10 protein-coding genes are annotated in these 12,144 nt (G+C 57.5%); 3 read left to right on the plus strand and 7 right to left on the minus strand.

The window, feature by feature from the left end; genetic code table 11:
* The first annotated feature begins 9 nt into the window (after window positions 1-9).
* A complete protein-coding gene (locus tag IEW12_RS06150) occupies window positions 10-441 on the plus strand; it encodes a hypothetical protein (RefSeq protein ID WP_188565055.1) in 432 nt (143 codons plus the stop codon).
* Window positions 442-492: 51 nt separating this feature from the next.
* Here the strand turns inward: IEW12_RS06150 and IEW12_RS06155 are convergent, their stop codons facing one another.
* Window positions 493-675: a hypothetical protein gene (locus IEW12_RS06155; protein WP_188565056.1), complete on the minus strand. Its 183-nt coding sequence runs from the start codon at window positions 673-675 to the stop codon at window positions 493-495.
* Here IEW12_RS06155 and IEW12_RS06160 point away from each other — a divergent pair.
* Both IEW12_RS06160 and IEW12_RS06165 read left to right on the plus strand, forming a co-directional pair.
* Window positions 674-1,807, plus strand: a complete 1,134-nt coding sequence (locus IEW12_RS06160; protein ID WP_188565057.1) for a sterol desaturase family protein — start codon at window positions 674-676, stop codon at window positions 1,805-1,807. The two genes, IEW12_RS06155 and IEW12_RS06160, sit on opposite strands and share 2 nt — an antisense overlap.
* Before the next feature lie 329 nt (window positions 1,808-2,136).
* On the plus strand, window positions 2,137-5,274 hold the full coding sequence (locus IEW12_RS06165) for an EAL domain-containing protein (protein WP_188565058.1): 3,138 nt from the start codon (window positions 2,137-2,139) through the stop codon (window positions 5,272-5,274).
* Window positions 5,275-5,378: 104 nt separating this feature from the next.
* Here the strand turns inward: IEW12_RS06165 and IEW12_RS06170 are convergent, their stop codons facing one another.
* From IEW12_RS06170 to IEW12_RS06195, 6 genes are all read right to left on the minus strand, one after another.
* The gene (locus IEW12_RS06170) at window positions 5,379-5,684 is read right to left on the minus strand and encodes a panthothenate synthetase (RefSeq protein ID WP_188565059.1); all 306 of its coding nucleotides are present in this window, start codon (window positions 5,682-5,684) and stop codon (window positions 5,379-5,381) included.
* A 35-nt stretch (window positions 5,685-5,719) separates the two neighbouring features.
* A complete protein-coding gene (locus IEW12_RS06175; protein ID WP_188565060.1) occupies window positions 5,720-6,541 on the minus strand; it encodes an alpha/beta fold hydrolase in 822 nt (273 codons plus the stop codon).
* A 204-nt stretch (window positions 6,542-6,745) separates the two neighbouring features.
* Window positions 6,746-7,432, minus strand: a complete 687-nt coding sequence (locus IEW12_RS06180; RefSeq protein WP_188565061.1) for a DUF6624 domain-containing protein — start codon at window positions 7,430-7,432, stop codon at window positions 6,746-6,748.
* Between the two features lie 49 nt (window positions 7,433-7,481).
* The gene (locus IEW12_RS06185; RefSeq protein ID WP_188565062.1) at window positions 7,482-8,969 is read right to left on the minus strand and encodes a M48 family metallopeptidase; all 1,488 of its coding nucleotides are present in this window, start codon (window positions 8,967-8,969) and stop codon (window positions 7,482-7,484) included.
* On the minus strand, window positions 8,966-11,071 hold the full coding sequence (locus IEW12_RS06190; RefSeq protein WP_188565063.1) for a tetratricopeptide repeat protein: 2,106 nt from the start codon (window positions 11,069-11,071) through the stop codon (window positions 8,966-8,968). Before IEW12_RS06190 ends, IEW12_RS06185 begins: the two co-directional genes overlap by 4 nt.
* Before the next feature lie 474 nt (window positions 11,072-11,545).
* On the minus strand, window positions 11,546-12,091 hold the full coding sequence (locus IEW12_RS06195; protein WP_229750943.1) for a metallophosphoesterase: 546 nt from the start codon (window positions 12,089-12,091) through the stop codon (window positions 11,546-11,548).
* Between the last annotated feature and the right edge of the window lie 53 nt (window positions 12,092-12,144).

A 12,144-nucleotide genomic window follows, 5' to 3' on the forward strand; every position in this document is an offset into this window, starting at 1 on the left:
GGGTGGCAGATGCGAATTCTTTTCAATTCTTTCCGGCTCTTGCTGTTGCTGATTCTTCTTTTCTTCTGGGCCTGCAATTTTCCGCATTATCAGATTTCCGACTTCATCGGCGCCCACTTTCCCTGGCCGACGCATCGCCAGTTCAAATGGCTCGCCCTCCTGTCCGAAGGCTTGCTGGTACAGTTGACATGTTGTCTACCCACGATGCTTTTGCTGGTCGCCGTTTTCCGTAAATCGGCTGTCTGGGTAGCAATGGCACTTGCCAGTCTGTTTCTCCTGCGCACCGCAGTCTTCGAGTTTTGGCATCCAATAAAGCCGCCGGACAGCTATTACTTTGCAGGCTACCTTGCTGCCTGCCACCTGCTACTCCTGGCAGGCGGCTCCTTATTGGTGCAAAGACGACTGGATCGCAGCGGCAAGGGCCGCCCTCTCATCCAATAAGGCTCGCACAATTGCTGCAGAGCTCTGCATGAAGCACGAAAACCTGCCAAACTAGCGGCTTATTTGCATCTCTGGCCGCAACTCCCGACTTGAGAGAGCTCCCTGCTCTTCATACGTGCTGTCTGCAAGCAAATTTGTTCCTTCGGCAAGACCGCGCTGCGCGTGCAGCCGCATGGCCTGGTTGCCGCTATTTCTCGCTATTTGTAGTAAACGATTTCTTGATTCGATTTGCATGGAAAAATTCATAGTTCTTATCTTCCCGGTCTTTTTCCTGCTGATCGGCGCCGAGTTTGCGTACGGCTGGTTCAAGCAACGCAATACCTACCGTCTGAATGACGCCCTGAGCAGCCTCAGCCAGGGCTTGATCAGCCAACTGGTGGCGCTGGTCACGCAATTGTTCCAGATCGGCCTGTATGCGCTGGTATTCGACAAAATTGCGCTGTTTCCTGAAGCCTCACTGTGGGATACCTGGTACGGCTGGGTAATCGCAGTCCTGCTCTTTGATTTTTGCGATTACTGGCTGCACCGCATGGGGCATGAAAACGCGGTGATGTGGGCCGCCCACATGGTGCATCACCAGAGCCAGGATTTTAATTTTTCCACGGCGCTACGCCAGGAAAGCACGGTCGCGCTGATAGGCTGGATTTTTTACCTGCCGATGGCGGTGATCGGTGTGCCGCCGGAACAGTTTGCAATTGCCGGCCTGATCGTGCTGCTATTCCAGTTCTGGATACATACCGAGCATATCGGCAAGCTGGGCTGGTTTGACCGCGTGTTTTCTTCGCCGTCTAACCACCGCGTGCATCATGCAGTGAACGACCAGTACCTGGACAAGAACTATGGCGGCATGCTGGTGATATGGGATCGCCTGTTCGGCACCTTTGCAGAAGAAAAGGAAAGCTGCGTGTACGGCACGCGCACTCCACTCAATAGCTGGGACCCGGTGTGGGCCATCGTCGGCGAATACTGGCATCTGCTGCAGTTGTCGCGCCAGGCCAAGCACTGGCCCGACAAGATACGCGTGTGGATCAAGCATCCTGGCTGGCGTCCTGCGGAACTGCATGCAGAAGTACAGGGCCAGGCATTTGACCTGGATGCTGCCCGCAAGGCCTACAATCCGCCGCTGACACACCGAGCACAAGTCCTTGCGGTCCTGCAATTCACCCTGATGATGGCGGCATCGGCCGCCTACCTCTGGTTTGCCGAAGATTTTGGCTATGGGCAATCGCTGCTGCTGACGGCCGCTGTCATTGCCGGGTTCTGGGGCCTTGGCGCCTATTTGCAGGGCCGCGTCTCGGCATTGCAAGTCTTGCTGATCGACCTGGCAAGCATCGCCTGCGCTGCCGCTCTGGTACTGCGCCGCTAGGGTAACGGGAAGCAGGAAAAGCCTCTTTCTCTACAAACAGGCCCTCCCGGCCTTGCTGCAGCCGCCGATTCAAGTACTAGCCGGCAGGCATATCACCCTGCATGCTGAAGATGATTGCTGTGATCAATTGGCAACGATCCGGTAACAACGCGACCACTTCCCTTACACTGCAATAGTAGCGCCATGCGCTATTTAACCTTGTTCCACAATTCGCCATTTATTTATCTGAAGCAATGAGCGGATAATGGGGGTTTGCCTGCAGTCAAGAAAATCATTCCTTTGCCCAACGCTACCAGCATCTAGCCATGATTGCGAAATAGAAGAGATCAATGAACGATTCCAACAGCAACCTGACAAAATTCTCGCGCCACCTTTGGCTGACGCTATGCATGTTCATCCTGTTCGCAGCGACCTTTGGCGCCTATGTCTGGACAGAAAAGCAAATCGACCGGGCCAATGAGCTGAGGCAGCAGTCCTTCATGCTGGCGGAAGAACTGCGCCAGTCATCGGACGATCTGACCCGCATGATACGCACCTATGCGGCGACCGGCGATCCCCTCTACAAGGCGCATTTCCAGGAGATCCTGGATATCCGCGACGGCAAGAAACCGCGCCCTGTTGACTACCAGGATGTCTACTGGGATCTGGTACAGAGCGATGATAAGCGGCCGCGCCCCTTTGGCGAAGCGGTGCCGTTGCTGGAGTTGATGCAGCGCGCCAGGTTTACTCCACAAGAACTGGCCAAACTGCAAGAGGCCAAGGCACGCTCGGACGAACTCGCCCTGACCGAGCAGGCTGCCATGCGCCTGCTGGAATCAAGCAGCCCTCCGACCGCGGCCAACCGCGAAGAGGCGCTACGGATGCTGCATGATACCAATTACCACCAGGCCAAGATCGCCATCATGCTGCCCATCAACCAGTTCCGCGCAATGGCAGACCGCAGGACCTTGCAGGCGGTGCGCGATACGGAATCCAAGGCGACCAGCGTGCGCCTGCTGTTTATCGTGTTTGGCGTGCTGTTGCTGACGCTGCTATGGCGCATGCGTCAGGACCTGTATGCGATCCTGGGCGGACCGGTGGGCGAGTTGCATATGCGCATCGCCAGGCTGGGCAGCGGTGAGTTTTCCGAGCCCATTTCCGTTGCGCCGGGCCAGCAAGACAGTGTGCTGGGCTGGCTGTCGGAAACACAACTCAAACTGGCCGATCTGGATGCCTCGCGCAAAACTGCAGAGCAAAGAAGCCAGCGGCTGACCCAGCTCTATGCAGCGCTGAGCCAGTGCAACCAGGCTATCGTGCGCTGTCAAAGCGAGGAGGAACTGTTTGCTCAGCTCTGCGGCAATATCGTCAGCTTCGGCGGCATGCAGCTGGCATGGATAGGGAGACTGGATCCGGACACCAAGCAAATCCACACCCTGGCCTACCATGGCGCCGGCGCCGAATACCTGAGCAATCTGAATCTATCTGCCAGCGCGGACCAGCCTTCCGGGCAAGGTCCTACCGGTATCTGCGTGCGAGAAGACCGGCCCTATTGGTGCCAGGATTTTCTGCACGATGATCGCACTGCCTTGTGGCACGAACGCGCCGCCAGCGTAGGCTGGCGAGCTTCTGCCTCCCTGCCCCTGCATAGAAAAGCTGAGGTTTTCGGCGCCCTCACTGTATATTCCGATGCAGTCGGTGCTTTCGATGAGGATGTCCGCAGCCTGTTGCTGGAAATGGCGATGGACATCGATTTCGCCTTGCAGGGTTTCGACAAGGAAGCCCAACGGCTGCAGATAGAGAATGCGCTGCGCATGAGCGAGCAGCGCTTCCGCACTATCGTGGAAACAGAGCCGGAGTGCATCAAGGTCGTCGACCGCAATGGGCAAATACTGGAGATCAATAGCGCCGGCATCAGCATGCTGGAGGCGGAATCCCTGGCCGACGTGCAAAAGCAGACTCTGCTGGACTTCATTCTCCCGGACTACCGCTCTCTTTTCGTCGCACTGCATCAGCGCGTGCTGGGTGGAGAAAACGGCACACTGGAATTTGAGATAACGGGCATGAAAGGAACGCGGCGCTGGCTGGAAACCCACGCCGCGCCGATGCGCAATACGGATGGCGAAATCGATATGGTGCTCGGTATTACCCGCGATGTGACGGCGCGCAAGGAAGCCGAAGCGCGCATCCAGTACCTCGCCCATTTCGATACGCTGACCGGCCTGCCTAACCGCGCGCAACTCGCCGAGCGGGCCGCCTATGCGCTCAACCTGGCACAGCGCAGCCATCAGCAACTGGCGTTGATGCTGCTGGACCTGGATCACTTCAAGGACATCAACGATACACTGGGCCATACCGTCGGTGATACCCTGCTCGCGCAACTGGCCGGCCGGCTGCAGTCTGTATTGCGGGAAGAAGACACCGTGTCGCGGCTGGGCGGCGATGAATTCATTTTCCTGCTGTTTGGAGTGGACATGCACGGCGCGGCGCATGTCGCGCAAAAGATCCTGGACGCCATCAAGGCGCCCTTCAAGATCGAGCATTTTGACCTAAACGTCACCGGCTCCATAGGCATCGCCATGTATCCCGGCGACGGCCATGACCTGGAAGTATTGTCCAAGAGTGCGGACGCGGCGATGTACCGCGCCAAGCACGAGGGCCGCAACGGCTACCGTTTCTTTACGACAGAGATGCAAACCCGTTCCGAGCGCCAGTTGCAGCTTGTCAATGCGCTGAGCCAGGCGCTGGAACGAGAACAGCTCACGGTCCATTATCAGCCGCAAATTTCCGTCATCAACGGGCGCATAGTCGCGGCGGAAGCACTTCTGCGCTGGTACCATCCTGAGCTGGGCCAGGTATCGCCGGCGGAATTCATCCCGGCCGCGGAGGATAGCGGCCTGATCATACCGATAGGAGAATGGGTACTGAGGCAAGCAGTGCGGCAGGCCAGGAAATGGATGCTGGATGGACTGGACCCGATGATCATTGCCGTCAACCTGTCAGCAGTGCAGTTCCGCCACTCCGACCTGCCCAATCTGGTGACGCGCATACTGGACGAAGAAGGCTTGCCGGCGGAATACCTGGAGCTGGAATTGACGGAAGGCGTGGCAATGCACGATACGCAAAACGCAGTTGCCGTGATGAACAATCTGCACGCACGCGGCGTGCGCATGTCCATCGATGATTTTGGTACCGGCTATTCTTCCCTCAGTCAGTTGAAGAAATTCCGTATCTACAAACTGAAGATAGACCAGTCCTTCGTACGCGACATCAGCACCGATCCGGAAGACAAGGCCATCGTGAGCGCCATCATCCACATGGCAAAAAGCCTGGGCCTGCAGACAATTGCCGAGGGCGTGGAAACGGCGGGCCAACTGGCCTTCTTGCGGGAACAGGGTTGCGACGAGGTACAGGGCTATTACTATAGCCGGCCGCTACCGGCGCAGCAATTCGAGGAATTTGCACGTGCCAAGGCAATGGTCAAGCCCTGACTTCGGCCTCGAACCTGTCCCTGAACTCAGCAAGCCGCCTGTTCCAAAGCCGCAGTCAGCTCAGCGGTGGTCAAAATAGCCTGCGTAAAACCATGCCCGATAAGCTAGCCCCACTTTTTCCCCAACTCGCTTAAACCCGCTTGCTGCAAGTCTTCCGGCGTCATCGCAATACGAAACTTGCAATCCGCATCAAAGCCCAGGAACCATGGTTCCGACAATGCCGGGATCTGCGAAGGCCGTTCGACATTGACAACCATGATGGCTCCCCGGTGGCCATCCTGTTCGGTGAAATATACCGCCTCCGGTTTTGCCGCCTCCAAGATTTCACGGATCCTGGCGCCTGCGCTACCATCCCTGACAGCGGTGTTGAACGGCTCGTGAGGCAGTTCTACGGTCATGATCATGCGCATGATATTCACCTCCTCTTGTACGACTTCAATCTACTTCAATGGCTGTCGGCAAAATCCAGTATGGCTTGCGCCCCTTTTTCAGGGCTGACCGGATACCACAGATGCGGCGCATCCGGCACGACCGCGGTGGATGTTCCTGGAGGCAGGTACTCCAGCAGCCGGTAATTAGATTGCCAAAAATAGGCTCGCGTATACTGGCCATGCATCAGCAGCACCGGCACATCGATCTCGCCCCACTGCTGGGGCGGGCCGGGAGGCACCTTGGGCGAAGACAGCATGGGTCCAAAGGTACGCGCATTATCCAGGCCGTTCTGCTGACGCCCTGCAGGCAAGCGCTCGAAGGCGCCTTTGAAGCCAAGCACCGCATCGAAAAAACCTATCGTCGCGCGCCGCAGATCACCGGCACGCAGGCTGGAAACCATGCCGGCGATATCTGCATTCCAACTGGCAACCGCTGCGCCGGCAGCCAGCGAATCGCCATCCACCAGGCCAGGCTCGCTGAAGGTAACACTGCGCAACAATCCCGGATAATTCAAAGCAAACCAGGCGGCGATACGCCCGCCGTAAGAGCCGCCGACCAGATGTACCTTTGGCAGCCGCAGCGCGCGTATCAAGTCCACCAGATCCTGCGCATGCTGCAAGATGGTGTACTGCTGGCCCTGGTCGCTCCAGGCATTCGGATAATGGTAACGGCGGCTATAGGAAATGTAGCGGTACTTGGGGGCAATAAATTCCCGCAGCGGATCGAAGGTACGCCAGTCTCCGCCGGCGCCGTGCACGAAGACGATAGGTATGCCAGTTCCCTGCTCGACATAGGCTAACTCGGTATCACCGATGCTCAAGGCCTTGGCTTCCATGGTTCTCTCCGCTGCATGCCGGCGGCCTGCACGGCCGCTCTGGTGATGTCGCCGGGGCCGCTTGCGGGGAGCAAAACCATCAGCTCACGCGGCCTCTCTGTGCGTTTTCATCATATCTGCAAGTAACGGAATGTAGCAATAGCGCTCATCAAGATGCGCTAAAGTAAAGGTAAAAAATTGTTGAATGTCTGGCCGTGGGGAAACTTACAAGGCACAGCGGGCATAGCTTACCTTGGGACCAATCAAACCCAGATAGGCACAGATGCTCACAGGCACCATACCGGCCTTGGCACGCCGCTCGTCCAGATGATCCTCATCTTCCACAGGCCACAACTGCAGCTCTGCAGGTTTGTCTTTCCCGCCGACAATCTGGGTGCCATATATCTGCGGCAAGCCCTGGCGCATGCGTATGCGATCCTCCAGCGTGGCCAGGAACCTACCCGGCAATTCGTTGCTATCCACAGCCGCCTTCATCAGGGGAAAATATCTTAGCTGATACTCAAGCTCTGCATGCTGCACCAGCATGGCTGCATACTGCGGCGCCTTGTCGCCGAATTCTGTCGTCGTCGGCCAGCCGCAACGGCGCACCAGATCATCCAGCTCGGCTTGCAACAGCCGGTCAGTGTCCGTCATCGTTTGCTCCAGTTGCTTGATGAGGACAGGGTCAACGACTTCTCCCCGCTCGTAGGCTTGCTGATGCAACCGGCCTATAGGTTCGCGTACCGCCTGGTCTCGCTGGAACCAGGTATTAGTACGCTTGACCTCGGCATACCAGTCGCAAGCTGTTTTATTGGGCGCAGACGCTGCTTCCTTTGGCGCGCCCGAGATGGCGGCAACAGGGGTTTGCGCATTGGCGGTGGATATGAAAAATGCGCCAAGCAAAGCGAGCAAAAGATATTTCAGAAGCGTGCTCCCAGGCGATATTCACTTATTCCATCATCTATGCCGGTTGAACCGTCGAATCAGGTTCAAACTTGGCCAGCATCGATGAGCGCAGCTTGCCTTCCCTGGCCAAGTGCAACAAGTCTGCTGGAACCGCACTCACGCTTTCGCGCCTCAGTTCCAGTTCGCGGCCTGGATGTATGACGGGAACAAATCCCCGGTGGAACAGGCTGACGGTGATCCAGTCTTCCAGTATATCCAGCACGTGCTTGCGTTTCCCTGCTGGTGACAGGAAGCTGACGCCTTCCGGCCGCAATTTCTCCCACAGGCTGTCCGGGTCTTCGGCAAGCGTTATCAGCTCCGTCAAAGGCAGCTTCGCCGGATCCATCCAGCTATCGGTAAAGCGCTGCAGCATGCGCGGCTTCAGGATATCCGTACCATATTCATCCCAGGCGACGGCGCGCAGCTCTTCCGGGTTGTAGTTGATATACCATGCGTTTTCGGTAGGCTGCTCACCGCCCAGCAAATGCATGCATTGCTTGGGAGGCGGGTACACGGGCTTCGCGCCCGGCTTCAGCGCTGCCACACGCTCTTCCAGCGAAGGATGGGTATCGTAGATCGCCGTAGGACGCCGCTCGGCTTTTTCTATCGCCGTTTGCACCAGCAGGCGCTTGGCTCCGGGCAGGCAAAACCGGCGGAAGCCTTCAAAGATGGGAACCCGCGCGCCGCGCATGATGGCGGGGCCCAGTTCATAATCAAGGTAGGCCGACCAGGCAGGATCAATCAGGTGGACTTTCTCCAAGGCCGAGCGGGTTGCATCGACGCCAAAATAGCGGGCGGCCTGCGCATCGGCAGAAAACTCCTGCGCGCGGGACACCGAGCTGGACAGCTTGAGAAACCAGTGGCCGTAGAGACGGAATAGCGCATCCAGGAAAAACATCGATTCATCCAGGTCCGCAATGGCAGCACCTATGGAAGCGCGGGTGCGGTACACCCAGGGCCCCAGCGATAAGTCGCCACCTGCAAAGTGGCCGAACTCATGCGCGATCACGGTGCTGAGCTCTTCCTCGGACAGCCAGGCAAACAAGGGCAACCCCAGGCCGACGCGCAGAGATTTCAAGCCGCCATACCAATTGCGCTGCGCACTGATATACGCGCTGGCAGCACCTATCAGATGGATATCGACATGGGCCTTGAAACCGGCCTTGGCGCCTATGCGCTCTACCAGCGCATACAAAGGCTGGGCCTGGGTACGGTCCAGCCAGGTCGGCAACTCTTTTTTCTCGCGGCTGAACCAGCCTCGCGGGCGCAGTGCATAGGCCAGTGTCAGCCCGGCAAATCCGGCGAGGATGCCGGACAATTCCAGCGAATCGCGGTAATGGCTCTGTGCAAAAGGTATCCAGAACAAGCCTATCACCAGCCCCAGTGCCAGCAGCCAGAACCCCAGCCACAGCGCAAGCATCAGCACAGCGCGACGGGCCAGGTCACGGCGAGTGTGCTGGGTGCGGCGGGCGGGCCGATGTTGGCGGACGGAAGGCGCGCTCATGCTGGCCACTGCTGTAAAGCGCTGCTGATCACGCTGTGGAACAGGTCGGTTCGCGCAGCACTGCGGCGCAAGGTCTCCCGCTCTACCCAGGGCAAGGCGGTATTACGCGATCGCACAAACATCGCAGCTGCCTGCACGGGCAGATCCAGACTGATGCTGGCCAGTGGCACAGGCTCGCCTCGTACGTAACGGCTCAAAAATTCCAGATCACGAGATGTCATACCAAAACTCACTGCAAGTTGTGTTTGAATTGCCTTATCCTGCATGCGCGCTGCCTCACAATACAGCAAGGCGAGCTGCTCTTCCTGCAGGCTGAAAAATTCCCCGCGCTTCATCGTATGCGCCAGCTTGAGCGCCTGCCCGGGATTGTTGCGCAAGGCCATGGCAAGATTCACAGCCCGGGAATTTTCAGCCGCAGCCTGCTTGGGCTCCAGGCCTGCGCGCACACGTACCATGTCCACGTCTTTGGCAAATTCCGGAGAGTCGGGCAGTTCCGTCACAAGGGACAGCGGATCGCCCCCCGCCATGCGGGCAATCAATGCAAAATCGCCTGCATCGCGGGCCTTGTTCCTCGCATTTTTTGCGCGGAAAGATTCAGCGAGAACATCCAATGCCTCCCGCAGCCGGCCTTGCGCAACCAGCGCTTGTACCTGGTTGTCTATCACATCGGCCGCAATATCAGGTGATACCTGTTTCAGGCGCAGATAGCTCTGCATCGCCCCTGCATAGTTGCCGGCCACGGTGCGGCGCCAGGTCAGGGTACGCAAAACATGCGGCTCGTTGCCGAATTTTTGTGCCACACTTTCCATCGCGTCCAGGCCTTGTGTGCCTTTCAGCATGACCGCATACAGGTATTGCGCCTTCGCCGAAGCCGGCTGCTGCTTGGCCTGCGCCGCATATTCCCGCAGCATGGCATCATATTGGCCGGCGTTTTCGCGCGCGGCCTGGTATACCCGGTGCAGGTCGATGTCATCCGGCTTGGCGGCGATAGCCCGTTCCGCAATGCGCACACCTTCAAACACGGCCCCTTCCGACGCCATTCTCACCGCGGCACTGGTCTTTGCCGAATCCCAGCCACTAAGCACAGCCTGCGCTTCATACAGAGGCGCGGTCTTGCCGGGCTGGCCGACGGAAAACAGATAGACCGTGCACAGATCAAGCGCCGAGCGATTGCCTTGATGAATGATGTCAATGTGGCTGCGGCTGACGAGATTATCGTGCTTGCTCATGCTGACTTTTTCAGCTGGCTGCTCAAACGCGAAATCGGCGTGCGGCATTTCTATATAACGCTGGCCGCAATAAATGTTGGGCGGCGCATCTGCCGGCGGCTTGTCCGGCCTGGTCTTGTAATAGGTGACGTTTTCACGCATCAAAGGGCTGGCCCCTGCGATATTCCAGATCACGTAGCCGCTCTGGCTTTTCACATCCTGATCAAAGCTGTCGACGGCGCCCAATTGACCGGCTGTCGCACTGCCCTTCACCAGGCCTGCTGCAACATTGATAGTGGTTCTGCCCTCCGGGGGTATGGTTTGTTTTTTACCGTCCAGCTCTACCTGCAAGGCAACCGGCAGGCCGTTCAATACCATGATGTCCTGCGTTTGCGATTTATGATAGCTGCCGACAGCGCCGGCCAGCAGGGTCGTCAGCAAGCCCGCTGCCAGACCGCGCGAATACAGCCAGCCAAACAGGCCCATGGGCACCCGCGCAAAAATGCTCCACTGGCGCTCGCCGGTGCTGCGCACCAGGTATGCACCAAGAGGCACAACGGGTACGGCAAACAGCACCACCAGCGCGTGCAGCGCGATATGGCTGCCGTCGGTATCGCTTTCCACTTCACCGACAAAACTAAAGCCGACGGAGTTGACCGTTCCCAGCGAAGGCGAGCGCTTCAAAGGTTTGGCGAACAGGCGGCGATGGCCGACCAGGAGTTCAACCGTATCGCGGTGCTGCGGCAGCCGCCTGAGCCATTTGGCCCACACCAGTGCGCGATAGACCTTGAATGGATCACCGCTTTCTATGGCTTTCCTGATTCTGGGGTCATCAATGAGCGCTTCTAATTCCGGCACGCGCTGCAATAGCTGAGCGGGGTCTGAGATGGACATGTTTATCCTGAAAAAATTCTATGGCGATCTGGCGGTGTCCGTGGACAGCGCAGCAATGCAAGCCGGTATGGCTATATAGCGAATCCGGAGATGGCTTTATGCGGGACTGGAGCGCGGAGAAAAATAAAGCAGGCGCGAAACCTGGCGTGGCAGCAGTACAGATTGCAGTAGTTGCACTACTTGATACAGTGCTTGCGGTGATTGCAGATTCATAGCCCTCCCTGAGGCTGACAAATTGTTATCATTTTTTTCATTGTTGCCTTACGTTACCGGATTTTTTTTGAGTCTGCAATCATGACTAAACAAATCTGACGTATTTCCGCACGCGTGCCCGGGATAGTGAAACCGGTTCCGCTTTAGCTTGCGTAAATATCCAGGGAAGAAGTGACAGGGATGTCGGGGACAGCGGGAATGAGTAAACGTGATAGGTGCGTTCGGCTCATTGCCAATTCGTAAAGAAATCGCAAAGAAATCTCAACTCAAGCGACAAATAAGCAATTCCGGATCCGCATTAATTCTGACCGGTAAGGTGCTGCACCCTACTCCGCGGCTGACCAGCAAACTGCCGCTGCCCGGCACTTCGTGCCTTCCATAGCTGAACTTCCGGCATAAAGGGCCATGAGGGACCAGTATCGGTGTGCCGTTCTTCAACGCAATCTGGCCGCCATGCGTATGGCCGGCAAAGGCGACATCAAACTTCTCCTTGCCCAACAATAGCAGGCCATCCGGTGCGTGCATCAAGAGCAAGCGTAAAACATCGCTTGATGCTGCATTGGAAAACGTCTCTGTCGCATCTGGACTGCCGGTCCAGGGGTCATCCATGCCGCAGACATAGACCGTATCAAAAGGCGCTGGTAATGCGGTGCTTTGATTGACCAGTACAGTCACGCCTGCGGCCTTAAGCTCTCGCTGCAGATAAGCGTCGTCCGTCCACAAATCGTGATTGCCGAACACCGCAAACTTCCCCAGGGGTGGTTGGCATTGGAATAATCCCTCTGTCAGCGCAGCGATGTTCCGCATGGCAGGATACAAAGTCACCGCCCAGCAACAGCAGATCTGGTTTCTGTTCAGCG

The organism is Parundibacterium terreum (assembly GCF_014636315.1).
GTDB classification, from domain to species: domain Bacteria; phylum Pseudomonadota; class Gammaproteobacteria; order Burkholderiales; family Burkholderiaceae_D; genus Undibacterium; species Undibacterium terreum.

Coding starts and splice junctions, on each gene's coding strand:
- IEW12_RS06150 (WP_188565055.1), top strand. CDS start 10: ATGCGAATTCTTTTCAATTCTTTCCGGCTCTTGCTGTTGCTGATTCTT.
- IEW12_RS06160 (WP_188565057.1), top strand. CDS start 674: ATGGAAAAATTCATAGTTCTTATCTTCCCGGTCTTTTTCCTGCTGATC.
- IEW12_RS06175 (WP_188565060.1), bottom strand. CDS start 6,541: ATGGAAGCCAAGGCCTTGAGCATCGGTGATACCGAGTTAGCCTATGTC.
- IEW12_RS06195 (WP_229750943.1), bottom strand. CDS start 12,091: ATGCGGAACATCGCTGCGCTGACAGAGGGATTATTCCAATGCCAACCA.
- IEW12_RS06155 (WP_188565056.1), bottom strand. CDS start 675: ATGCAAATCGAATCAAGAAATCGTTTACTACAAATAGCGAGAAATAGC.
- IEW12_RS06170 (WP_188565059.1), bottom strand. CDS start 5,684: ATGCGCATGATCATGACCGTAGAACTGCCTCACGAGCCGTTCAACACC.
- IEW12_RS06190 (WP_188565063.1), bottom strand. CDS start 11,071: ATGTCCATCTCAGACCCCGCTCAGCTATTGCAGCGCGTGCCGGAATTA.
- IEW12_RS06185 (WP_188565062.1), bottom strand. CDS start 8,969: ATGAGCGCGCCTTCCGTCCGCCAACATCGGCCCGCCCGCCGCACCCAG.
- IEW12_RS06165 (WP_188565058.1), top strand. CDS start 2,137: ATGAACGATTCCAACAGCAACCTGACAAAATTCTCGCGCCACCTTTGG.